We start from the raw sequence: 23,154 nt of genomic DNA on the forward strand, positions 1-23,154 counted from the left end.
AATGACATATGTAATCCTTCAATTCATGAACTTTAGAATAGGCTTCTCAACATTCCTAAGTACATTAAATTAGATATTTTCCCTATCAAACGCTCACTACTTATTTTCAAACATTTGTATTGGTCAACTTTTCGGTCAGATTGATGGTTTTACATACGTTTTTAATAGAAAGCATACAAACGAGACACTAAACTCCAATAATCAAATGAGGGTTCTCCACATTTAAAGAGAAGTGTTTTGTTACATTTGCCGTAACGAAAGATATATGGTCCTGCAACTTGGGACATGGAGTAAGTAATGAAATTAAATACTTTATTATGCAGTGCGGTTTTAGCTACTTCTATGATGACTGTAGCACATGCTGATAATACAACTCACGTAGCAGCTGCTTCAGCTTTAGGTAGTGTTGCTGGTACTGCAATTGGTAAAAGCATGGGTGGTACATCTGGCGCAACAATTGGTGCTGCTTTAGGTGGTGCAGCAGTGGCTAGTGATCGTCGTCACCGTACAGAATCTGCAATTGGCGGTGGTTTAGGTGGTGGTGCTGGCTATACTGTTGGTAAAAGCATGGGTGGTACAAACGGTGGATACATCGGTGCTGCTTTAGGTGCGGCAGGTGGTGGTGCTTTAGGTAATAAAATTTCTAAAAACCGTGATTATGATCGATCTTCAAAACACTGGAAGAAAAAACACCGTCATCGCCACTAATCACAGTGAAGACATAGACTTAAAAACACCTTCGGGTGTTTTTTTATAGTCAAAATTTTGCCCGCTCCCGATATATCGTTCATGATTTATTCACATCTTAATATAACCAATACAAAGCAGACACAAAACTATTGTATCGGCATTGCCCTTCTCCATAATTTTCACGAAATTTTTAATTACATTTAGCTCAAGATATTAAAGATTGCTCTTCAGCAAAATGAGCATGGAGTTCCAAAATGAAAATGAATATTTGGTTAGCAAGTGCATTAATCGCAACAACCTCTATGGTGTCAGTTGCACATGCAGATAATGGTACCCGTGTAGCGGCAACTTCTGCTCTAGGTAGTGTAGTAGGTACAGCAATTGGTAAAAGTATCGGTGGTACATCTGGCGCAACAATTGGTGCTGCTTTAGGTGGTGCTGGTGGTGCGGCTGCAGCAAGTGACCGTCGTAACCGTACAGAAGCTGCTATTGGTGGCGCTTTAGGTGGTGGTGCTGGTTATACCGTTGGTAAAAACATGGGTGGTACAAACGGTGGTTACATCGGTGCAGCAGTGGGTGCAGCTGGTGGTTCTGCTTTAGGTCGTAAAGTTGGTCAAGACCGTAACTATGATGACCGTTATGATCGAGATGACCGCCGTTACGATCGTCGCTATGATCGTGAAGACCGTCGTTATTACAATGATCGCGCTTATTATCGTCATGATAATGGCTTACACCGTGGATGGTATAAACATCACTAATTGGTATACAGACATCAAAAAGCACCCTAGCGGTGCTTTTTTATTTGTGAGTGAAATTTATATCGAAAAAAATCGATATACATCACCTCATTTATATCGTATTATTTCGATATAACGTTTTTTGAGAATATCGCATGCGATCACTTCAAGACACCAAATTTTCAATTTTGGAGCTTGCTCCTATACGTGATGATAAAACAATCGAATTTTCATTACGTCATGCATTAGAGCTCGCCCAACATGCAGAAAAATTAGGTTATGACCGTTTTTGGCTTGCAGAACATCATAATATGGATGGAATTGCGAGTTCAGCAACTGCTGTTTTACTTGGCTTTATCGCGGCTCATACCCAGCACATTCGTTTAGGTTCAGGTGGTATCATGCTACCAAACCATGCACCGTTAGTGGTTGCAGAACAATTCGGTACATTAGCAACCTTATATCCAAATCGTATTGAGCTAGGTTTAGGTCGTGCTCCAGGTACAGATCAGGTCACTATGCGTGCCTTACGTCGCGGACATCAGGAAACGGAAGATCAGTTTCCTAGAGACGTTGTTGAAATTTTGCAATATTTTAAAGCGCCTCAACCCGGCCAAAGAATTATTGCCACTCCTGGACAAAATACTCATGTGCCTGTCTGGTTATTGGGTTCAAGCTTATTCAGCGCTCAATTGGCTGCGAAGCTAGGATTACCCTATTCATTTGCATCGCATTTTGCGCCACGCATGCTTGGTCAAGCGATTGAACTTTATCGTGAAAACTTCGAACCTTCTGAATATTTGGACAAGCCTTATGTTTCAATGGGCGTACCTGTTGTAGTTGCCAATACAGATGAAGAAGCTCAGTTCCTAGCAACAAGCGCATATCAACGTGTCTTAGGATTAATTCGTGGTGAAAGCTTAAAACTCAAGCCACCAGTTAATTCAATGCAAGGACTATGGAACACAGCAGAACAACTTTCAGTTGAAAATTTCTATCAGATGGCACAAATCGGTTCTGCTGAAACAGTACGTTCAGGTTTAGAAAAGCTTTTGGCTACATATGAAGTCGATGAGTTTATTTTTACTTGTGACGTCTATGATACAAATAAACGTTTAGACAGCTTTACTCAATTAATGCAATTAAAATCAAGTCATTAATATCTACACAAAGTCTCATGCTTGGCTCAGTTCCAAGCCTGAGATAACCACCCATCTGAAAATACTTTACCCAGCTACCTTGCTTGGTTATTTATATTAAAACGATAAAAAATCATCATAAATGAAAACCAAAAGGACTTTTGGAAAAATGAGTATTCAACTTAAAAATAGTGTTGCAAAATCAGCTACTTTTCAAAATTCAGTTCAGGATTTTGACGCTTTTAATGGTCAAGTTCTTTTATCAAATACAATCAAAGCATATGATTTTTCTAATTTAAATGTAGCGATTATTGGAACGGATCAGGAAACTGTCACACACTTAGATAAAATCTGCCAACAAGCAAAATTTGTAACTGTATTTCAAATCACACCACACTTTATTTTACCCCATAGTCAAATTGGTATACATCGTCTCATTACCCATCCACTTATTGCTAAAAACAGGAGGCTATTTAACAATCGTGTAAAAAGTATCTTAGCTCTACGTTTTTTGGAAACCCAAGTAAATGAAACATGGCTGAAGCGTCTTTTGACTCCTAATACTGCAAAAGCCCATAAAACATTTTTTAAATCTGATAACTATTATGCAGCTCTACAGAGACCAAATTGTAAATTACAGACTTGGCCAATTGTGAAAGTTACTCAAACGGCTATATACAGTATGGATGGCTCTCAGCAAACCATTGATGTCATTATTAGAACAACTTCTTGAAAATAAAAAAAGCATGGTTGAAATACCATGCTTTTTTCATTCAGTTCAAATCATATTTTTGCAAATGCCCATGCTCATCATAATGCAGAATGACACGTTGAGCTTTTTGCAATTCTGATAATGACGCTGTACTTACTGTAAATTTAAAAGCCAATAAATCATCAGAACTATTTGGCGCTTTACTACGTCGATCACCACCATGAAATCTAAGCCAGTTATAACTTGCCCATAAAATTAGAACCAAAGCACTTAAGCAAATTAAAAGAAGTAAATGCAGTAAAGTTTTGACTTCCGAAATATGATCTACCCACACATAGTCATAAATAAGATGTCCTTCAAAAAACCACAAAAATAAAGAAACCAGTGGAAAAAGCAGCCACATTAAACAAAACCAACCTATTGTTTGCAAAGTATAGTTCGCGGTCTTATTTTTTACATATTCAGGCTGATCAATATATTCAGGTATGTCTAAAACTTCTACGTCAGTATTTTCTTCATTTTTCATGAATTATCTCCACGGAAGCCTCGATCGGGACTAACCCAGCGGGCACGTTTTTTTGTGTTAAATATAGTTTTAGGTACCGCAACCACGCTGGTAAATAACGTTAGTAACCAGAAAAACAACGGATACCAAATTACCCAAAAGTAATTTCTAAAAAGACGCCCACGGTCATAACGATGATCGATCCATAAACTGACTAAAAATTGGATGAGACATGTTCCACCCAATATCACGCCATACCACTGTGGCATTAGAGAATTGATCTGCCACTGCTGAGGCAATTCAATAAATAGACCAATCAAGAAAAGTAAGAAAATAAAGATCATCACATATGACCAAACAATACTGACTAAAGCTTCAAGCATGACTGGCCACATACGGCGCAAGCGAACTTTGAACATTTTTGGAATATATTCCAATAAGACTTCTACCCCACCTTGTGCCCAACGCAATCGTTGTTTCCAAAGGCCTTTAAAAGTTTCAGGCATGTAGATATAACAAAGTGCTTGAGGAATATATTGAATATCCCAATGGTCCATTTGAAGCTTCCAAGAGATATCAATATCTTCGGTAATTTTGTCGTCAGACCAAAAACCGACACGAGCTAGGGCTGTTTTTCTAAATGCTACAATTACTCCTGATACTGTAAAAATACGTCCATACGTGCGCTGTGCTCGCTTAATTAATCCAATAATTGAAGAGAACTCCCCAACCTGTAATTTTCCTAAAATACTTGAGCGATTTAAAATTCTTGGGTTACCAGTGACAGCCCCAATACGTGGAAATTTTAGAAATGGCTGCATAAGCCAAAGTACGGCATGAGGATGTAATAAAGCATCTCCATCAATACAAACTAAATATTCGTATTTGCTTACTAACACTCCCGATCTTAAAGCCACTGCCTTACCTTGGTTTTCTGCTAAGTGTACAACTCTCAGACGATTATCTTGTGTTGCTAACTCATCAAGAATCTTTGCTGTTCTGTCACTACTACCATCATTTACAGCAATCACTTCAAAATTTGGATATTTTGTTTGCAAGGCATAACGAATGGTTTGCCGCACTTGAGCTTCTTCATTAAAGCAAGGAATAATAATAGTGCATCCTTCATTTGAAGGCTCAGGTAATTGCTGTTCATGGTATTCCCGTTTAAAGAAAAACCAGAGCCCCCCTACCATCCATGTCCACGCCATAAGTAGCGGGTATAAAAAGGCAAAAGCAAATAGAATATCAAGTAATACTCTCATTACTTTTTCCCCTCATTCGCTAGACCTGCAAAGGGCTGATACATCACCGAACTCGAATTCAAGCTCATTGGGTTATATAAATACTCATGAACATTTTTTGAGTTCTTAGGGCTATAGCCATCAACACCAAATTTCTGAATACCTATACGTTGAATATCAAAAAGACCTTGTTTCACTTCTTGCCAAGCATTTTTCTGGTCATTTTCTGGCAATGTTAATGTCAGCATAATTCTTTGCTTGTATTTCGCATCAAGCGTGTTTAAAAGCTCTAAGGCTTGTTTAAATTGTTTTTGCTTGTCTACCATATTAAATTTTAGGTTCACTAAATCATTCTGGGTTAAGAGTGATTTTAAAAGCGCCGGTAACTGCTCAATATGCTCTAAGTCTGGTGTCAGCAACAAACTAAACTGGGCCTGATTACTCATATTCAAATAAGGTTTTGCAGCTTTTTGAGTCAGTTGACTCAGTTGTGACAATTGCTTCACTTGTTCAACACAGTTGCTTTCATTTATCGTTGTATTTTGCATTGCACAATTTAAAGCAGTTCCGGCATTAAGTTGAATACCACTTAAATTGCTATTAAATCGCGCAATATCTTTAGCTAAATCAGCAACCAAAAACGGTTTATTTTTTTGAGGATAAATAGGTAGTTCTAAAATAACCGACTGACCTGCACGAGTTTGCGCCTGCCATAAACTACGGTTCAAAATATCTTGCTTAACTGGCATTTGAGCTGTTGGGAAATAAGCAACGTCATATTGCCCATCTCCATCTTGGTCATCTAAAGGCTTCAATATCAGCGTATTGTTTTTTAAGCTATAAAGTTTTGATAACAATAACCCTAATTTTTCATCTGACTGACTATTGGTTGAAGCAGCTAATTGCTTTAAATCCATACTTACAAAATGTTTTGGCAGCTTATATAAATCTTTCTCGGCCGAATTCAAAATATTAAGTAACGTCTCAGTCAACTGTTCAGCTGTAGAGTTGTCGACCATAAGACTACGTTTAAAGGTCAGATCATTAATCTGATTTACCCCATCACGTCCAAGACTAAAAGAAAAAGTGAAACCTGCTTGTTGAGCCAGCTTCTCTAACTGCTGATTTACCGCACCATACGGCCATACAATCGCTTTCGGCTCTACACCCAATTCTTTTTTTAAGACATCATGAGATTTTTTTAAATCATTCAAAATACGTTGTTGATATTCCGTGTCGGTTTCATAACGCGCCTGCGATTTTAAATACATATAAGAAGTTGCTGCGGGTTGTTCATTCCCTTGAGGGTTAGCAAGCACACCATGATGCAAATCATCACTATGGCTTGCAAACTCTGCCAAACCAGAGGCCTGCATCTCTCGTACTTGCTTCCAATTGACCAAGTTCCCTTGTCCATAGGCTTCATAGCCAGCTTTTGTATTACCATTTAGCCAACTGGTTGGGAGTGCAAAAACTGCCGGAATCTGATATTGCTTAAGCAGTGGAAATATACGACTGTAGCTACTTAAAGCACCATCATCAAAGGTTAACAAAATAGCATTATGAGGTAGCTCTTTGCCTTGCTTACGAGCCTCTTCAATATCTTTTAATCGTATTGGCTTCCAGTCAGATTGACTGAGCCAGTCAAAAAACTGCGCTAAATTTTTAGTTTGAATTGCATAAATATCCCGATCTCCCTCTTTTAAAACATCATCTCTAACGTCATGAAAAGTTAAAGAAACTGTGCGATTTTTTGGTAAATCTTTTTCTATTTGGGCATATGCAAATTGCAGAGGTAACAATGTCGAGGCCAAAGCACAGCCCAACATTTTCGAAAATAAATTATTCATTAAAAACGCCCTTCAAATCCGAAAATACCATAGGCATGCTGTTCAGCATGTCCATCGTAAGAATGGTATTGCCAGCCAATTCCATAATTGAGTTGCCATGTCCGTGATAGCTGCCATTGATGTTGATACTGCAAAGAATAGGTTGGTTTAGTGGAATAATCGGCTTGTTTATAAAAGCCCACCCCAGCCTCGAAATGCTGTTTAAATGAACGCTCATATTCACGCCAAGTCACCCAGTCATGACTTAAGTTCAACTCTGCGCTGTAATGCGAACTTGGGCTAAAATAAGCAGTTTGATCTTGGCTATTACTGCCGAAAAAACCACGGACAGTGCCATAAGTAATGTGATGCGGCGCTGCAAATAGTCTTTCACGCCAAAAAGTTGAAAATTCTTGTTGTTTATTGCCATCACTAATATCAGTCAAACCGTAACTTGCGCCAATTTGACGAGATTCATCCTTTTGCCACGTCAACACAGCTCGGTAAGATTGACCATCTTCTCCTGCATCAATCGCTTGTAGAGGAATGTCAGCCTGACTGTTATATTGCAATTGATACTGCCAGTGATCATTTAGCCACTGTGACCAATCAAGACGAACACCAGCTTGTCCGCCATCTGTACTTTGCGACAAGATCGCAGATAACGCCTTACGATTGGCTTGCCATTCGGCCCCAACACCATAGCGCTGGTTATGCACGTCGCCAAAATTGTATTCGCCATAACGATCTTGATGCCAAGCGAATAAACGATAATTATCTTTTATCCACGGGCTATTAAGGCGAGTTTCCATCTCACGGTCTTTTAAACCGTTTTGTCCACTTACAGAATCGCTATTATTAGCTTTACTTTGGCCCCAAGTCGTTGAATGTGAAATCGTAGCTCTATTACGATCATCCAACTCTTTGCGGCTTTTAATAACGCCACTATCTTCAGGATAAAACTGCACTAAGTTTTGCGTTGTTTTACGCCATGTCTGGATATCACCTAAAGCCTGAGCATTTTGCATTTCATTAATGCGAGTATCTTTAGCAATCGGGTCTATACCATTTAAACGAGAAATTGTTTTTTTTGCTTCTAAAGGCTTTTCTCTCCAGCGCTCTACGCGGGCAAGGTTATTAATCAAACTCTCATTTGCAGGTGCCTGCTCTACTGTTTTTTCAAAGTGTTTTTCAGCTTGTTCTAAATGATTTGCATAAGCTAAATGCATTCCTTTTAAAACAATATAATCGTCTCGGTCAGGATGGCTCGTTTTATCTACACCCTTTGCCTGACTATATTTATAGGTCGGAATAAGATGATCAACTTTTGCCAAAAGCTGTTCCGCTTCCTTATATTTTTCTTGTTCAATATAAGAATAATACAACCCGCTATAGACGATCATATCCGGATAATTTTTTTCGGTTAAAAGTGTCTTATAAGCAAGTTCAGCTTGCTTCGGTTTTTGCTCAGCCAAATAACTATCAGCAATTGCATGACGTACATATGCAGGTAATTTCTCAAGCGGAATATTTAATTGAGTAAAATTATCTAAAACCGCTTTTGCTCGCCCTCTAAAATCTAATGCATATAAATAATCGTAGTGAAACCTTAAATAGTTAGGACCTTCTGGCTTTATTTGCTGTTGCAGCTTTTGCCCCTGTTCTAGCACGCTATCTAATTCAGTAAAACTTTCTGTATCTGATAAGCCTTGGCGATTTAAATATTTATAGCGGGTAATTGCATTATTGACTTGCTGAGAAAATTCACTGACTTGTAAAGTTTGCTGTAATTGCACAGTTTGCTGATTTTTTTCGCTTGTTTGGAGTAATTGCTGAGCTTTTTTATATGCACCTATAGCAATCAAGTCATAGACATACTCTTGTAAAATGGATGAAGACTTAGCTTGTTGCTGATAAGCATGCTCAATTGTAGCTAAAGCATCTACAGGCAAATTAATTAGACGGTAAGCATATGCAATACGTACCAATTGATCAGCATTTAAATTTTTAATATTGATTTTAGATAACAGAGTCTTAGCATTCACTGTATCTTGCGATTCAGCATATAAAACAGATAATAAAATGCACCCATCAATGGTTTTTTGAATATTAAGCTTATTTGCCCATTCAATCGCTATTTTAAAATGTTTAAAATCTCGAAAATTTTGAATTAAAGGTAGCTTTGCATATTCCGGAAAATTCACATAATTAATATTTACCAATAAATCTTTAAGTTTAGTCAGATCCTTTTTTTCATTAGACATAACAATTAAATAATCAGCCAACAATTTTTGATCATGTGGGTACTGTTTTAACAATTGATCTAGCTGATAAACAGCGTGTTGAGTTTGCCCTGCTCTATAATCTTGAATAGCCTGCTCACGCAAGACATCCACTGGAGCGGCGTACAATTGAATTGGCAAGAGATATACCAATGAAAAAACACATTTTTTTAGCATTTTGATAATCGGATAGTCCCATATCGAGATGGGAAATTATAGTTAAAAATGTGAAATTCATCACAATAATCAAAATGCGCATGATATTTACGACAAATGTAAATTATGAATAAAAAAAGTGTTTGTATTTTAAAAAAACAACTAAAAACAAATATTTATAAAAACATAGATTATTAGTTTATATACATTTCTTTTCAAAAAGCTTATTTTAACTCACAAACTGTAGTGTAAGAGTTTACTCGCTGATAACTAATCAGAAACGATTCATTAACTTGGCGTTTTATATTTAAAACTTTTATTTTTAATATGTATATAAATTTAAAACCATTCAATTTAATTAACTTTAAATTATTTAAATTGAATGGCTAAAATAAGCAGTTGATTTAACTAACCGATACGTCGTTTTAAACCAGTCATTTGTAAAATACGAGTAGAGATTTCTTCAATTGACATTTCAGTGACATTTAAATATTTAATACCTTCTGAAATATAAATACCTTCAATCGCTCTTAATTCCATTTGACACTGACTAAAACTTGCATATCGACTATTTGCTTTGCGTTCGCTTCGAATAGCAACCAACCGTTCTGCATCAATCATTAAACCAAACAGTTTGCTACGATGCTCTCTTAATACTGCTGGTAGACGGTTATCGTCCAAATCTTCTTCTGTCAAAGGATAGTTAGCTACCCGAATACCAAACTGTAGTGAAAGATAAATAGAAGTTGGGGTCTTACCTGAGCGAGACACACCAATTAAAATCAAATCTGCTTTATCGTAATGACGGGTACGCGCCCCATCGTCGTTATCAAGTGCGAAATGCACTGCATCAATACGTGCTTTATAATACTCAGAATCAGTAACTGCATGTGTTTGCCCAACCAGTGTCGTTGGCGGCGTTCCAAGCTCCTGCTCAAGTTTACTGATTAGTCCTTCAAATACATCTAAATTAACCGCTTTTGCAGTATTAATAATTTCACGTACATGCGGATCAACTAAAGTATCAAATACTAATGGTAAGCATCCATCACGGGTTTGACATTTATTAATCTCAACCACAATAGCCATTGCTGCCTCTTCAGTTGTGATATAAGGCATGATGTGAATGTCAAAATCTACATTAGGGAATTGTGCTAATAACGAATGTCCAAGAGTCTCGGCAGTAATTGCAGTTCCATCAGAAATAAAAAAAACACTCCGCTTATACTGTTTACTTTCTGACATTAAAATTCTCCTTAAACATTTGTCTTAGTGCTATATAATCTTTATAGTAAACTGATCTTACATGACTGTCGCTTAGTAAAATTCTCAACTAAGCACTTTATTTTTTTAATTTCATGCCAAGATAGACATTAATACTGCAAAAGTGGAGTGAAAACTTTGGAAGCGCGCGTAATCGGTCTAGAAAAATTAGGGAAACACGATGTCGAACTCGTAGGTGGGAAAAACTCATCTTTGGGTGAAATGATCAGCCATTTATCAAATGCTGGTGTATCGGTACCTGGTGGTTTTGCAACAACTGCTGAGGCCTATCGTGAGTTCTTAGACCAAAGCGGTCTTAACGCTCGAATTCAAGCAGAACTTGCTCAACTTAACGTCGATGATGTAAATGCACTTGCAGAAACAGGCGCTAAAATTCGTCAATGGATTGTAGAGACTCCACTCACTGCAACCTTAGAAGAAGAAATTCGCGCCGCTTTTACAGAACTCTCTAACGGCAACCCTGATATCGCGGTTGCCGTTCGTTCATCTGCAACTGCTGAAGATTTACCAGATGCATCTTTCGCAGGTCAACAAGAAACTTTCTTGAATATTCGTGGGATTGATAACGTACTTATCGCCATTAAAGAAGTATTCGCTTCTTTATATAATGACCGTGCTATTTCTTACCGTGTACACCAAGGCTTCGATCATGATGTTGTCGCATTATCTGCGGGCGTTCAGCGTATGGTTCGTTCTGAAACTGGCGCTGCGGGCGTAATGTTTACACTCGATACTGAGTCTGGTTTCCGTGATGTTGTATTCATTACTGCATCTTATGGCTTAGGTGAAATGGTTGTACAAGGTGCAGTTAACCCTGACGAATTTTACCTATCTAAACCATTATTAAATGCTGGCAAACATGCGGTATTACGCCGTAACTTAGGCTCTAAGCACCAAAAAATGATTTATGGTGAAGAAGGTTCAGCTGGCAAATCAGTTGTTGTTGTTGATGTTGAAAAACAAGAGCGTCAACAATTCGCATTAAATGATCACGAATTACAAGAATTAGCAAAACAAGCGCTTATTATTGAGCAGCACTACGGTGCACCAATGGATATTGAATGGGCAAAAGATGGTGACGATGGTCAAATCTATATTGTCCAAGCTCGTCCTGAAACCGTTAAGAGCCGTCAAAATGTCGGCACAATGGAGCGCTACCTACTTAAACAAAGAGGTACTGTTCTTTGTGAAGGTCGTTCAATTGGTCAACGTATCGGTTCTGGTAAAGTTCGTATTGTTAGCTCAATTAAAGAAATGGACAAAGTACAAGACGGTGACGTACTTGTATCTGACATGACTGATCCAGATTGGGAACCAGTAATGAAACGTGCTGCCGCGATTATCACTAATCGTGGTGGTCGTACGTGTCACGCGGCAATTATTGCTCGTGAACTTGGTGTCCCGGCAATTGTAGGTTGTGGTAACGCAACTGAAGTATTGACTGATGGCCAAGAAGTTACCGTTTCTTGCGCTGAGGGTGACACTGGTTTCATCTACGAAGGTGCATTAGATTTTGAAGTTCAACGCAACTCTGTTGAGTCTATGCCTAAACTTTCATTCAAAATCATGATGAACGTAGGTAACCCTGACCGTGCTTTTGACTTTGCTCAAATTCCAAACGAAGGTATTGGTCTTGCTCGTTTAGAGTTCATTATTAACCGCATGATCGGTGTTCACCCTAAAGCGCTTCTTAATATTGAAAGCTTACCTCGTGAAACTCGTGCTGCTGTAATGACACGTACAGCTGGCTATGCATCACCTGTAGAATTCTATGTTGAAAAACTAGTTGAAGGTATTGCAACACTTGCTGCAGCGTTTGCTGACAAACCAGTAATCGTTCGTATGTCTGACTTTAAGTCAAATGAGTACGCAAACCTTATTGGTGGTAAGTTATACGAACCGGAAGAAGAAAACCCAATGCTTGGCTTCCGTGGTGCAAGCCGTTATGTTTCAGATAACTTCCGTGACTGTTTTGAACTCGAATGCCGTGCACTTAAAAAAGTTCGTGATGAAATGGGTCTAACCAATATCCAAATCATGATTCCATTCGTGCGTACAGTATCTGAAGCAAAACGTGTAATTGAGCTACTTGCTCAAAATGGCTTGAAACGTGGTGAGAACGGCTTAAAAGTAATCATGATGTGTGAATTACCAACTAACGCATTGTTAGCTGAACAATTCCTTGAACACTTTGATGGTTTCTCTATCGGTTCTAACGACTTGACTCAATTAACACTTGGTCTAGACCGTGACTCAGGTATTGTTTCTCACTTATTTGACGAACGTGATGCTGCTGTTAAAGCACTTCTTTCTATGGCAATTCATGCTTGTCGTAAAGCGGGCAAATATGTGGGTATCTGTGGTCAAGGACCATCTGATCACCCTGACCTTGCAAAATGGTTAATGGAACAAGGTATTGAGTCAGTGTCTCTTAACCCTGACTCAGTTTTAGATACATGGTTCTTCCTTGCTGAAGAAAAAATCAAGCAAATCTAATTTGTTATAGAAAAAGACCCATCCGTGGGTCTTTTTTCATCTTTAGAATAGAGAATTTTTACTTATGCAAATTTACTTGGCACGTAATAATCAACAAGCTGGGCCTTATACTTTAGAACAACTAAATCAGATGTTGGCAAGCCAACAGGTTTTACTCACTGATTTAGCTTGGCATGAAGGCATGACAGAGTGGAAAGCTTTAGGAGAATTAACCCAAGGTAAACTTGTATATCAACCTACGGGTTATTCTGCTTTTTCAGCAAATACAAATACGACTCATAATGAGACAATTCAGCACATCCGTGTAGAAACTAAAGCACATGAACTTGCTTCAATTTCATCTCGTGCTCTTGCAAAAATTATTGACTTATTACTTTGGTTACCTATTGCAGCCATTCCTTCTTTCTTCTTTAACGAAGCTCAATATAAACAACTTTTTGAGTTACAAAAACAGATGCAATCTGCAGAAGTTGCCTCAACTAAAGCAGCGGAACTTCAACAACAGCTTTTTACGCTTATTCCGATTGAAGCATGGCATACTATGTTAGTTTATGTCGTCATCATGCTCGCTATCCAAGCTTTTCTTTTAACCAAATTTGGTCAAAGTATAGGTAAGAAAATTGTCGGAATTAAGATTGTAGATGCTGAAACTAATGGTAAAGTTAATTTAACGCGTGTCTTCTTACTCAGAAGTATCGTTTTCATTATATTGAACTTACTGTTTATGCCTATTAGCACAATTATTGACTATGCTTTTGCATTAGGCCAAAAACGACAGGCTCTACATGACAAAATTGCAAGAACAAAAGTGATCAAATGAGTGTGAATGACTCATTCATTTAAAGTCTAAAAAAAAGGAGGAACCCCACCTCCTTTTTTCTATAGAGAATTGATATTTAAATAAAAGCTCTATCAAGATTCGATACCCTACAAAAAAAATCGGGTTTTAAAACAATTATTTCAAGCTGCTTTATGTGTAGCTTAGTTTGTCGATATGAGGCATAATGCCCTACAACGTAGCGGTGTCGCATCATTGAGAAGTCTAAATTTTTAAGACTAGCATTCTCAATCATGCGACACTTTAATCGCTATCCCATATTTAATTAGGGAATGGGACTCTTCACCGAGGTTGTAAAATGAGACAAACGATTTTAGCTGTATTGTCTTTATCAACGCTTGCCGCACTTTTGACTGGGTGTGGTGGTGATATGGTACTTCTAAACTCTAAAGGTCCAGTTGGTCAAGGTCAAAGTGACCTTATGATGACTGCGATCTATTTAATGTTACTTGTGGTGATTCCTTCAATCATCATGGCATTATGGTTTGGTTGGAAATATCGTGCGTCAAATAAAGATGCAGACTATAAACCTACATGGGCACACTCAACTGCAATTGAAGTTGTAGTATGGGGTATCCCTGTCATTATTATTGGTATTTTAGCTTGGTTAACTTGGTGGGGTTCCCACAAGTATGACCCATACCGTCCTTTAGAATCAGATAAAGCACCTTTAACTATTCAAGTTATTGCTGAACAGTTCAAGTGGATCTTTATTTATCCTGAACAAAACATTGCGACTGTTAACGAAGTACGTTTCCCAGAAAAAACTCCGTTAAGCTTCAAAATCACTTCTAACTTCACAATGAACTCATTCTTCATTCCACAGTTAGGCGGTCAGATTTACGCAATGGCAGGTATGCAAACTCACCTTCATTTGTTAGCAAATGAAACTGGTGTATATCGTGGTTTCTCTTCTAACTACTCAGGCTATGGTTTCTCTCAAATGCGTTTCAAAGCGCATAGCGTTACAGAGCAACAATTCAATGAATGGGTAGCAGCTGTTAAAGCTGGTAAGGGTTCAACTATTAATCCAGAAGCAGTTCAAAAAGCTACGCTTGACCAAGCTGAATTGGCAACCTTACGTGATGGCGACCGTTCTAAGCACCAAATCGAGCATTTAGTAAATCGTGCTAAAGCTGCTGGTGATCAAGAAGCACTTGCTAAAGCAGAAGCGATGAAACCGTTCCCGACTAAGCCGCACCCTGTGACTTATTACTCTTCAGTTGAACCAAAACTGTTTGAAACAGTTATCAACCATTATATGAGTAACTATCATGGTGTTGACCACTCTGCTGAACATGCAACAGCTGACACTCATGCTGCAGCTGAACACGCTGCTCAAGGGGAATAAGACATGGATATGATTTTTGGTAAACTGGGTTGGGACTCTATCCCGACAGAGCCAATCGTACTTGTCACCATGGTCCTTATGGCAATTGGTGCAATTGCAGTGCTTGGCGGTATCACCTATTTCAAAAAATGGGGATATTTGTGGAATGAGTGGTTTATTACTGTAGACCATAAAAAAATTGGTATCATGTATATCATCGTATCTGTTGTCATGCTTCTGCGTGGTTTCGCCGATGCAATCATGATGCGTTTACAACTTTTCCTCGCTAAAGGCGGCGGCGAAGGTTACTTACATCCTGACCATTACGACCAGATCTTCACCGCACACGGTGTAATCATGATCTTCTTCGTAGCAATGGGTCTCGTTGTAGGTATGATGAACATCTCTGTACCACTACAGATTGGTGCTCGTGACGTTGCTTTCCCATTATTAAACTCTTTAAGCTTCTGGTTATTCGCTGGTGCTGCTGGTTTAATGATGCTTTCACTTGTATTAGGTGAATTTGCTGCGACTGGTTGGATGGCTTACCCTCCTTTATCTGGCATCCAATATTCTCCTGGTGTAGGTGTTGACTACTATATCTGGGCACTTCAGGTTTCTGGTCTAGGTACGCTTTTATCTGGTGTTAACTTCTTCGTTACCATCATTAAAATGCGTGCACCTGGCATGAAATTGATGGACATGCCTATTTTTACGTGGACTTCACTTTGTACGGCTGTATTAATCATTGCATCATTCCCTGTATTAACAGGTACACTTGCAATGCTTACTCTAGACCGTTACTTCGGCTTCCATTTCTTCACAAATGAGCTTGGCGGTAGCCCAATGCTTTATGTGAACTTGATCTGGACATGGGGTCACCCTGAAGTATATATCTTGGTATTACCAGCATTTGGTCTATACTCAGAAATCGTTGCAACCTTCTCTCGTAAAGCGTTGTTCGGTTACAAGTCTATGGTGTATGCAACTATCGCGATTACTGTTCTTGCGTTCGTTGTATGGCTTCACCACTTCTTCACCATGGGTGCTGGTGCGAACGTTAACGCGTTCTTCGGTATCATGACCATGGTTATTGCGATTCCTACTGGTGTGAAAATCTTCTCTTGGTTATTCACTATGTATAAAGGTCGCATCACCTTTACTACTCCAATGTTATGGACGCTTGGCTTCCTTGTAACATTCGGTATCGGTGGTTTAACTGGTGTACTTATGGCTGTTCCACCTGCTGACTTCTTAGTACACAACTCATTATTCTTGATCGCTCACTTCCATAACGTAATTATCGGTGGTGTGGTGTTTGGTATGTTTGCCGGCATCATTTACTACTGGCCGAAAATGTTTGGTTGGAAGCTCAATGAAGCATGGGGTAAAGCTGCGTTCTGGTTCTGGTTCTTTGGTTTCTATTTTGCATTCATGCCACTTTATATCCTTGGTTTCATGGGTATGACTCGTCGTTTGAATACATATGACAACCCAGAGTGGGACCCATACCTTGCGATTGCATTATTTGGTGCTGTTCTTGTTGCTATTGGTATTGCATGTTTCTTAATGCAAATCATTGTTGGTTTCTTACAACGCAAAGACAACATGGACCTTACAGGCGATCCATGGGATGCTCGTACGCTTGAGTGGGCAACCTCTTCTCCAGCTCCATTCTATAACTTTGCGCATGAACCAGATGCAAGCGGTGTTGACCGTTTCTGGACTGACAAAGAAAATGGTGTAGCATACGCACGTAACACTAAATATGAAGACATCCACATGCCGACTGATCGTGCTGCTGGTTTTGTCATTGCAATGTTCATTACACTTCTTGGCTTTGCACTTATTTGGCATGTTTGGTGGCTCGTTGTTGTTTCATTCGTTTCTGCTGTTGTTAGCTTGATCGTAAGCTCATTCACTAAGAATGTTGATTACTATGTTCCAGCTGCTGAAGTTGAGCGTATTGAAAACGAACGCTATGCTTTACTTGAAAAACACTTGAAGAAGGACTAAGGAAATGGCTGAAGTACTTCATCACGACAACCATGGCCACGATGGTCATCATGAACATGATGATACAGATTTAACGGTCTTTGGTTTCTGGACATACTTGATGAGTGACTTGATTCTTTTCGGATCACTCTTCATTGCGTTCGCTGTATTAAGCAGTCATGTTCCAGCAGGGACTCCAAGTGCATATGACCTGTTCCATAATTCATTAGGCTATGTGTTAACTGAAACATTTGCCTTATTGATTTCATCGGTAACATTTGGTTTTGCTGTACTTGCATCTTATAAAAAGAATGTAAATCAAGTGATCACTTGGTTATTTATTACATTCCTTTTTGGTGCAACCTTCATCGGTATGGAGCTCTATGAATTCCATCACCTTGTTGAAGAAGGTCACGGTCCAACTCATAGTGCATTCTTGTCGTCTTTCTTTACCTTGGTTGGTACGCACGGTATCCACGTAACTTCTGGTTTAGTGTGGATGTTAGTATTGATGTATCAAATCAAGACTAAAGGTTTGACTTTACCGAATACACGTCGTCTTGCTTGTTTAAGCTTGTTCTGGCACTTCCTTGACATCGTTTGGATCTGTGTATTCAGCGTCGTTTACTTACTGGGAGTTCTCTAATGAGTAGTCATGAGCATAATGCTGCTGGTGCGTCACACGGTAACTTTAAGCAATACACTGTAGGTTTTATTCTATCTGTTATTCTTACCATCATCCCATTCGGGATGGTGATGGCAGGTGGTTTTAGCCGCGGTCTTTTAGTTACAGTAATTGCTATTACTGCTGTTGCTCAGGTTCTTGTACAACTTGTGTACTTCTTACACATGAATACATCATCTGAACAACGTTGGAATATGATTGCATTTATCTACACAATTCTATGTATCGCTGTACTTTTAATTGGTTCTGTGTGGATTATGAATTATCTTCACTACAATATGATGATCTAAACTGATTGTCATGTTGAGAAAGTATCTATTCCTGACTAAACCAGGAATTCTCTTCGGTAATTTCATTACCACCTTGGGCGGCTTCTTCTTAGCCGCCCAAGGCTCTATAGACATCTTATTATTATTACTCACCCTTATTGGAACAACGTTAGTTGTTGCTTCTGGCTGTGTTGTTAATAATGTTATAGATCAAGATATTGATATAAAGATGCAGCGCACACAAAACCGTGCACTTGTTAAAAAAACCATCTCTCCTACTGTTGCACTTGTATATGCATTTGTACTTGGATTAATTGGTTTTAGCATTTTATGGTTTGGTGTAAACGGTTACGCATTTTTATTTGCAGTCATTGGTTTTGTTGTCTATGTCGGTTTTTATAGCTTGTGGACTAAACGTACCTCAATCCATCAAACCGTTATTGGTAGTATCTCCGGAGCGAGCCCTCCTGTTATTGGTTATACAGCAGTAACTCATCAATTTGATGTGGCAGCCCTGCTTTTGTTTTTAGCATATGGTTTATGGCAAATGCCCCACTCTTGGGCAATTGCAATTTATCGTTTTGATGATTACAAAAATGCAGGAATTCCAATTTTGCCTGTAGCGCGTTCAATTTATCGCACGAAAATTGAATGTGTAATATATATCCTGTTATTTGCAGCTGTTTTGAATGGGTTATATTGTTTTGGCTATACCAATATATTCTTTTTAATTACCTTTAATGCGTTGACCGCATATTGGTTCTACTTATCAATTATTGGATTTAAAGCCGAAAACGACCAACTTTGGGCCAAGCGCTTTTTTCTTTACTCAGTAATCTTAATTACTTTGTTAAGTTTAAGTTTTAGCTTTACCTATCAATCCCCCGCTCCAAATCTTCCTCTCTTTTAATTAAGGGAGGATTTCCTCCTCTAAAACAAGTTTTCATATTTCTTATCAAAAGATTTGTTTTTAGTCTAATTTTTACCTATAATTCAGCCTTCGCATTTTATGCGACGTAGCTATTTATATTATATTTTAGCTATGACTCCTTGCTTCTAATTTTTTAGGGGCTGTTTAAACCGTAAGGAGCTGACAATGCGTCATTACGAAATCGTACTTTTGGTACACCCAGACCAAAGCGATCAAGTTGTAGGTATGGTTGAACGCTATATCTCTCAGATCAAAGAAGCTGAAGGTCAAATTCACCGTTTAGAAGATTGGGGCCGTCGCCAATTGGCTTACCCAATTAACAAAATTCACAAAGCGCACTACATTCTTATGAATGTTGAATGTGGTCAAGCTACGCTTGATGAGTTAGAAGAATTATTCCGTTATAACGACGCAATCATTCGTAACCTTATCATCCGTCGTGAACACGCAATCACTGAAGAGTCATTGCTTGCTAAGAGTGCTGAAGAAAAGCGTGCGCGTAAAGCTCAACGTGAAGAAGCACAGCAAGTTGCTCAAGAAGCTGAATAAGGAGAACATCAATGGCACGTTTTTACCGTCGTCGCAAGTTCTGCCGCTTTACAGCTGAGAATGTTGCGTACATCGACTACAAAGATATCGACACTTTAAAACAGTACATCACTGAAAACGGCAAGATTGTTCCTAGCCGTATCACTGGTACTAAAGCTCGTTATCAACGTCAATTAGCACTTGCTATCAAACAAGCTCGCTATTTGTCTTTGATTCCGTACACTGACAACCATAAGTGAGGTGATCTGTGGACGTTATCTTATTACAACGCATTAAGAACCTTGGTAAATTAGGCGATAAAGTATCAGTTAAAGCTGGTTACGGCCGTAACTTCCTTATCCCTCAAGGTAAAGCAGTTGCAGCTACTGAAGCTAACACTGCTGCTTTTGAAGCTCGTCGTGCTGAACTTGAGAAGCAAGAAGCTGAAATTTTAGCTGCTGCTCAAGCACGTGCTGAACAATTGAACGAAGTTAACATCGTTATCACTGCTAAAGCTGGTGACGAAGGTAAACTCTTCGGTTCTATCGGTACTCGTGACATCGCTGACGCATTAACGAATGCTGGTCTTACAGTTGACCGTGCAGAAGTTCGTTTACCTAATGGTGCGCTTCGTCACACTGGTGAATTCAACATCGCAATCCAATTGCATCATGATGTTGTTGCAGAAGTTCTCGTTACTATCGTATCTGAGTAATTTCTCATCAAAAAAAGAGCATGCTCACGCATGCTCTTTTTTTATCTCTTAAATTTATGCAATAAAATTAGATATATTAATTCCTGATCAGTTCTTCAGTTTAATTGGTTTTTTAATTAGGTAGTTTATTTATTTTTGTTTTAAGATAGTTCTCGGCTTAAAACCCTTTTTTGTGTACACATTTTATCATCAGGTCTAATTATGTCTCAGGCGAATGCCACTTCTTTAACGCTTTCATCTCCAACAGAAAATAAGACGAGTGAATCAGGCCAACTTAAAGAGTTTCGCACTCCCCCACACAATTTAGCCATCGAGCAAGCTGTGCTTGCTGCGCTGATGACTGTTGCTGAATCTTTTGAGCAAGTCAGCGATCTACTCAAAGAAAATGATTTTTATGCCACTCGCCATAAATATATTTATCGCGCGATTGAAAAATTGGCACAGGAAAATTCACCGTACGATGCGGTCTTAGTGAATGACTGGCTTTTAAAACAAAATTTACTTAGTGCAATCGGTGGTGAAGAATATTTGATGCAGCTTATGGCTGACTCGCCTTCGAGTTTCTATAACCTTGAAACTTATGCGACCAAAATTAAAGAATTTTCCACCCTACGTAGCATGATTAAAGTCAGTACTGAAATTTTACAGAATGCTTATGACACAAAAGGTCGAGGTGTGAGTGAAATTTTAGATTTGGCTGAAACCAGTATTTTCTCTTTAGCAGAACAGCATAATAACAATAAGAAAGATTCTGGCCCTAAAGCGATTAGCTCTGTAACTGCTGACGTGATTAGCAAACTTGACGAGCTCTCAAAACTCGATGGCAATATTACAGGCTTAACCACAGGCTTCTTAGAACTTGATAATAAAACTTCTGGTATGCAACCTGGAGATTTAATTATTGTCGCTGCACGTCCATCTATGGGTAAAACTACCTTTGCAATGAACTTGGTTGAAAGTGTTTTACAATATAACCAACTCCCCGCTCTGGTATTTTCTATGGAGATGCCAGCAGACTCAATTGCAATGCGTCTAATTTCGGCAATGGGTAAAGTTCATCAAGGGCATTTGCGTTCAGGTAACTTAGATGCCGATGAATGGACTAAAGTTACAGGCACTATTCTGCAACTTCAACAAATGCATTTGTATATTGATGACTCATCAGCCCTACCCCCAACTGAACTCCGTGCTCGTGCTCGGCGCGTTGCCAAAATGCATGATGGCAAAATCGGCTGCATCATGGTCGACTATTTACAGCTTATGAAAGTTCCAGGTATGGGTGATAACCGTGTAGGCGAGATCTCGGAAATTTCACGTAGCTTAAAAGCATTAGCGAAAGAGATGCAATGTCCTGTTATCGCACTTTCTCAGCTTAACCGAAGTCTGGAAAACCGACCAAATAAGCGCCCAGTAATGTCTGACTTACGTGAATCGGGTGCGATTGAGCAGGATGCCGACTTAATCATGTTTATTTATCGTGATGAAGTCTACAACAAAGAATCTAAAGAAGCAGGCACCGCAGAAATTATTATTGGTAAACAACGTAACGGACCTATTGGTACGGTGCGTCTTGCCTTTGAAGGTCAATACACTCGTTTTAGTAATCTCTCTCCTGAGTATTACAGCCAATATGATGATGAAGAATAAACTCTATCTCTAGCCCAAAGGAGTAAATGAGGGTGCGTCAAGCAACAGTTTATATTGATCGCCAAGCGCTTCAATATAATTTAAACCGTGTCAAACAACTCGCAACAAATTCAAAAATCGTAAGTATGGTCAAAGCCAATGCTTACGGACATGGAGTCAAAGACTGTTTAGCAGCCTTAAATGCCTCAGATGCCTTTGGTGTCGCCTGCTTACAAGAAGGCTTAGAAATTCGACAACTCGGATTTAAGCAACCTGTAACTTTAATTGAAGGGGTGTTTTCTGAAGATGAAATGCCTATTGCGATTAAAGAAAAATTTGAATGTATAATTCACCATCAACAACAGTTTGAGTGGTTAATTAAATATAAACAAGCCTATATCGCCCAAGGTCTAAAAGTATGGGTTAAGCTGAATAGCGGTATGAACCGCTTAGGTTTTAAAAATCCTGAAATTATTGAAGTTATTAAAACTTTAAAATCTGAAGGATTTACTTGTGTACTTACGATGCATTTTGCCAATGCAGATGTAGACCACCCACTTAACGAGCAGCAAAAACAACAATTTTTGCACGTAAAACAAGCTTGTGATCCAGTTTTAGCCTCTTGTTGTAATTCAGCTGCTATTTTTAAATGGCCAGAACTAAATTTCGACTACGTACGTCCTGGTATCATGCTCTACGGTGCTTCACCTTTTGCAGATAAAACCGTATATGAACTTGATTTAAAACCAGTCATGTCTTTCACAGCAGAAGTTATCGCGTTAAATCATATTCAAGCTGGTGAACATGTTGGTTATGGTTCTACTTTTTGCGCTCAAAAGTGTATGGATATCGCAATAGTTTCTATTGGTTATGGTGATGGTTATCCACGAGCTTACATTAAGCAAAATTTTGTCGCTGTTGATGGCAAACTTTGCCCAGTTGTAGGGCGAGTTAGTATGGATATGATTGTAATTGATGTTACAAATACCCAAGTAAAACTCGGTACTCAAGTTGAACTTTGGGGTAAACATCGTTTAGTTGATGATGTTGCTGATGCAAATGGCACAATTGGTTATGAATTACTTTGTCGCTTAAGTACTCGACCAGTCCGCCAAAGCACTTAATAATTTTATCAATAAAAAATCCAAGCTCTGCTTGGA

21 protein-coding genes are annotated in these 23,154 nt (G+C 38.7%); 16 read left to right on the forward strand and 5 right to left on the reverse strand.

The annotated features are described in order from the left end of the window. The first annotated feature begins 297 nt into the window (after positions 1 to 297). From AC056_RS04790 to AC056_RS04810, 4 genes are all read left to right on the forward strand, one after another. Positions 298 to 708: a hypothetical protein gene (locus tag AC056_RS04790; protein WP_077162888.1), complete on the forward strand. Its 411-nt coding sequence runs from the start codon at positions 298 to 300 to the stop codon at positions 706 to 708. Between the two features lie 236 nt (positions 709 to 944). After that, a complete protein-coding gene (locus tag AC056_RS04800) occupies positions 945 to 1,451 on the forward strand; it encodes a hypothetical protein (RefSeq protein ID WP_077162889.1) in 507 nt (168 codons plus the stop codon). A 134-nt stretch (positions 1,452 to 1,585) separates the two neighbouring features. Further along, on the forward strand, positions 1,586 to 2,590 hold the full coding sequence (locus tag AC056_RS04805; protein WP_077162890.1) for an LLM class flavin-dependent oxidoreductase: 1,005 nt from the start codon (positions 1,586 to 1,588) through the stop codon (positions 2,588 to 2,590). A gap of 148 nt (positions 2,591 to 2,738) precedes the next feature. After that, positions 2,739 to 3,302 carry a flavoprotein gene (locus AC056_RS04810; protein ID WP_077162891.1) on the forward strand — a complete coding sequence of 188 codons (564 nt, stop codon included), beginning with the start codon at positions 2,739 to 2,741 and terminating at the stop codon, positions 3,300 to 3,302. A gap of 40 nt (positions 3,303 to 3,342) precedes the next feature. Here AC056_RS04810 and pgaD read toward each other — a convergent pair whose 3' ends face one another. From pgaD to AC056_RS04835, 5 genes are all read right to left on the reverse strand, one after another. Further along, complete coding sequence (gene pgaD, locus AC056_RS04815; RefSeq protein ID WP_077162892.1) at positions 3,343 to 3,807, reverse strand: poly-beta-1,6-N-acetyl-D-glucosamine biosynthesis protein PgaD; 465 nt, start codon at positions 3,805 to 3,807, stop codon at positions 3,343 to 3,345. Then, positions 3,804 to 5,051: a poly-beta-1,6-N-acetyl-D-glucosamine synthase gene (pgaC, locus tag AC056_RS04820; RefSeq protein ID WP_077162893.1), complete on the reverse strand. Its 1,248-nt coding sequence runs from the start codon at positions 5,049 to 5,051 to the stop codon at positions 3,804 to 3,806. Before pgaC ends, pgaD begins: the two co-directional genes overlap by 4 nt. After that, positions 5,051 to 6,880: a poly-beta-1,6-N-acetyl-D-glucosamine N-deacetylase PgaB gene (pgaB, locus tag AC056_RS04825; protein WP_077162894.1), complete on the reverse strand. Its 1,830-nt coding sequence runs from the start codon at positions 6,878 to 6,880 to the stop codon at positions 5,051 to 5,053. The genes pgaC and pgaB overlap by 1 nt, the downstream gene beginning before the upstream one ends. After that, a complete protein-coding gene (pgaA, locus tag AC056_RS04830) occupies positions 6,880 to 9,318 on the reverse strand; it encodes a poly-beta-1,6 N-acetyl-D-glucosamine export porin PgaA (RefSeq protein WP_077162895.1) in 2,439 nt (812 codons plus the stop codon). Before pgaA ends, pgaB begins: the two co-directional genes overlap by 1 nt. Before the next feature lie 387 nt (positions 9,319 to 9,705). Then, entirely contained in the window at positions 9,706 to 10,542 is an 837-nt protein-coding gene (locus AC056_RS04835) for a pyruvate, water dikinase regulatory protein (RefSeq protein WP_004700844.1), read from the reverse strand. A 147-nt stretch (positions 10,543 to 10,689) separates the two neighbouring features. On the opposite strand from AC056_RS04835, the gene ppsA reads away from it, so the two are divergent. From ppsA to alr, 12 genes are all read left to right on the forward strand, one after another. Further along, positions 10,690 to 13,077 (forward strand): phosphoenolpyruvate synthase, encoded by a 2,388-nt coding sequence (gene ppsA / locus AC056_RS04840; protein ID WP_171262120.1) that lies wholly within the window; start codon positions 10,690 to 10,692, stop codon positions 13,075 to 13,077. Positions 13,078 to 13,141: 64 nt separating this feature from the next. Beyond that, positions 13,142 to 13,897, forward strand: a complete 756-nt coding sequence (locus AC056_RS04845) for an RDD family protein (protein ID WP_019458342.1) — start codon at positions 13,142 to 13,144, stop codon at positions 13,895 to 13,897. Between the two features lie 316 nt (positions 13,898 to 14,213). Continuing rightward, positions 14,214 to 15,266 carry a ubiquinol oxidase subunit II gene (gene cyoA, locus AC056_RS04850; protein ID WP_004700839.1) on the forward strand — a complete coding sequence of 351 codons (1,053 nt, stop codon included), beginning with the start codon at positions 14,214 to 14,216 and terminating at the stop codon, positions 15,264 to 15,266. Positions 15,267 to 15,269: 3 nt separating this feature from the next. Then, positions 15,270 to 17,261: a cytochrome o ubiquinol oxidase subunit I gene (gene cyoB, locus AC056_RS04855; protein WP_019458343.1), complete on the forward strand. Its 1,992-nt coding sequence runs from the start codon at positions 15,270 to 15,272 to the stop codon at positions 17,259 to 17,261. A gap of 4 nt (positions 17,262 to 17,265) precedes the next feature. Beyond that, the gene (cyoC, locus tag AC056_RS04860) at positions 17,266 to 17,886 is read left to right on the forward strand and encodes a cytochrome o ubiquinol oxidase subunit III (RefSeq protein ID WP_002049203.1); all 621 of its coding nucleotides are present in this window, start codon (positions 17,266 to 17,268) and stop codon (positions 17,884 to 17,886) included. After that, the gene (locus AC056_RS04865) at positions 17,886 to 18,215 is read left to right on the forward strand and encodes a cytochrome o ubiquinol oxidase subunit IV (protein WP_000094534.1); all 330 of its coding nucleotides are present in this window, start codon (positions 17,886 to 17,888) and stop codon (positions 18,213 to 18,215) included. The genes cyoC and AC056_RS04865 overlap by 1 nt, the downstream gene beginning before the upstream one ends. Positions 18,216 to 18,225: 10 nt before the next feature. Continuing rightward, positions 18,226 to 19,104 carry a heme o synthase gene (cyoE, locus tag AC056_RS04870; RefSeq protein WP_039251506.1) on the forward strand — a complete coding sequence of 293 codons (879 nt, stop codon included), beginning with the start codon at positions 18,226 to 18,228 and terminating at the stop codon, positions 19,102 to 19,104. Between the two features lie 186 nt (positions 19,105 to 19,290). Continuing rightward, on the forward strand, positions 19,291 to 19,674 hold the full coding sequence (gene rpsF, locus AC056_RS04875; RefSeq protein WP_004700831.1) for a 30S ribosomal protein S6: 384 nt from the start codon (positions 19,291 to 19,293) through the stop codon (positions 19,672 to 19,674). Positions 19,675 to 19,685: 11 nt separating this feature from the next. Then, positions 19,686 to 19,913: a 30S ribosomal protein S18 gene (gene rpsR, locus AC056_RS04880; RefSeq protein WP_000090661.1), complete on the forward strand. Its 228-nt coding sequence runs from the start codon at positions 19,686 to 19,688 to the stop codon at positions 19,911 to 19,913. Between the two features lie 8 nt (positions 19,914 to 19,921). Next, a complete protein-coding gene (gene rplI / locus AC056_RS04885; protein WP_004700828.1) occupies positions 19,922 to 20,368 on the forward strand; it encodes a 50S ribosomal protein L9 in 447 nt (148 codons plus the stop codon). A gap of 201 nt (positions 20,369 to 20,569) precedes the next feature. Beyond that, positions 20,570 to 22,015 carry a replicative DNA helicase gene (gene dnaB / locus AC056_RS04890; RefSeq protein WP_004700827.1) on the forward strand — a complete coding sequence of 482 codons (1,446 nt, stop codon included), beginning with the start codon at positions 20,570 to 20,572 and terminating at the stop codon, positions 22,013 to 22,015. A 32-nt stretch (positions 22,016 to 22,047) separates the two neighbouring features. Beyond that, positions 22,048 to 23,118, forward strand: coding sequence for an alanine racemase (gene alr, locus AC056_RS04895; RefSeq protein ID WP_077162897.1), 1,071 nt, complete (start codon positions 22,048 to 22,050; stop codon positions 23,116 to 23,118). Positions 23,119 to 23,154 lie beyond the last annotated feature (36 nt).

It is taken from the genome of Acinetobacter genomosp. 33YU (assembly GCF_001990725.1).
GTDB lineage: Bacteria > Pseudomonadota > Gammaproteobacteria > Pseudomonadales > Moraxellaceae > Acinetobacter > Acinetobacter seifertii.

What these genes read in the sequence shown, in the direction of transcription:
- AC056_RS04845 (WP_019458342.1), top strand. Translation starts at nt 13,142, where the DNA reads ATGCAAATTTACTTGGCACGTAATAATCAACAAGCTGGGCCTTATACT.
- cyoA (WP_004700839.1), top strand. Translation starts at nt 14,214, where the DNA reads ATGAGACAAACGATTTTAGCTGTATTGTCTTTATCAACGCTTGCCGCA.
- pgaD (WP_077162892.1), bottom strand. Translation starts at nt 3,807, where the DNA reads ATGAAAAATGAAGAAAATACTGACGTAGAAGTTTTAGACATACCTGAA.
- rpsR (WP_000090661.1), top strand. Translation starts at nt 19,686, where the DNA reads ATGGCACGTTTTTACCGTCGTCGCAAGTTCTGCCGCTTTACAGCTGAG.
- pgaC (WP_077162893.1), bottom strand. Translation starts at nt 5,051, where the DNA reads ATGAGAGTATTACTTGATATTCTATTTGCTTTTGCCTTTTTATACCCG.
- AC056_RS04800 (WP_077162889.1), top strand. Translation starts at nt 945, where the DNA reads ATGAAAATGAATATTTGGTTAGCAAGTGCATTAATCGCAACAACCTCT.
- cyoC (WP_002049203.1), top strand. Translation starts at nt 17,266, where the DNA reads ATGGCTGAAGTACTTCATCACGACAACCATGGCCACGATGGTCATCAT.
- AC056_RS04790 (WP_077162888.1), top strand. Translation starts at nt 298, where the DNA reads ATGAAATTAAATACTTTATTATGCAGTGCGGTTTTAGCTACTTCTATG.
- AC056_RS04835 (WP_004700844.1), bottom strand. Translation starts at nt 10,542, where the DNA reads ATGTCAGAAAGTAAACAGTATAAGCGGAGTGTTTTTTTTATTTCTGAT.
- AC056_RS04865 (WP_000094534.1), top strand. Translation starts at nt 17,886, where the DNA reads ATGAGTAGTCATGAGCATAATGCTGCTGGTGCGTCACACGGTAACTTT.
- AC056_RS04810 (WP_077162891.1), top strand. Translation starts at nt 2,739, where the DNA reads ATGAGTATTCAACTTAAAAATAGTGTTGCAAAATCAGCTACTTTTCAA.
- pgaA (WP_077162895.1), bottom strand. Translation starts at nt 9,318, where the DNA reads ATGCTAAAAAAATGTGTTTTTTCATTGGTATATCTCTTGCCAATTCAA.
- rpsF (WP_004700831.1), top strand. Translation starts at nt 19,291, where the DNA reads ATGCGTCATTACGAAATCGTACTTTTGGTACACCCAGACCAAAGCGAT.
- pgaB (WP_077162894.1), bottom strand. Translation starts at nt 6,880, where the DNA reads ATGAATAATTTATTTTCGAAAATGTTGGGCTGTGCTTTGGCCTCGACA.
- dnaB (WP_004700827.1), top strand. Translation starts at nt 20,570, where the DNA reads ATGTCTCAGGCGAATGCCACTTCTTTAACGCTTTCATCTCCAACAGAA.
- AC056_RS04805 (WP_077162890.1), top strand. Translation starts at nt 1,586, where the DNA reads ATGCGATCACTTCAAGACACCAAATTTTCAATTTTGGAGCTTGCTCCT.
- cyoE (WP_039251506.1), top strand. Translation starts at nt 18,226, where the DNA reads ATGTTGAGAAAGTATCTATTCCTGACTAAACCAGGAATTCTCTTCGGT.
- cyoB (WP_019458343.1), top strand. Translation starts at nt 15,270, where the DNA reads ATGGATATGATTTTTGGTAAACTGGGTTGGGACTCTATCCCGACAGAG.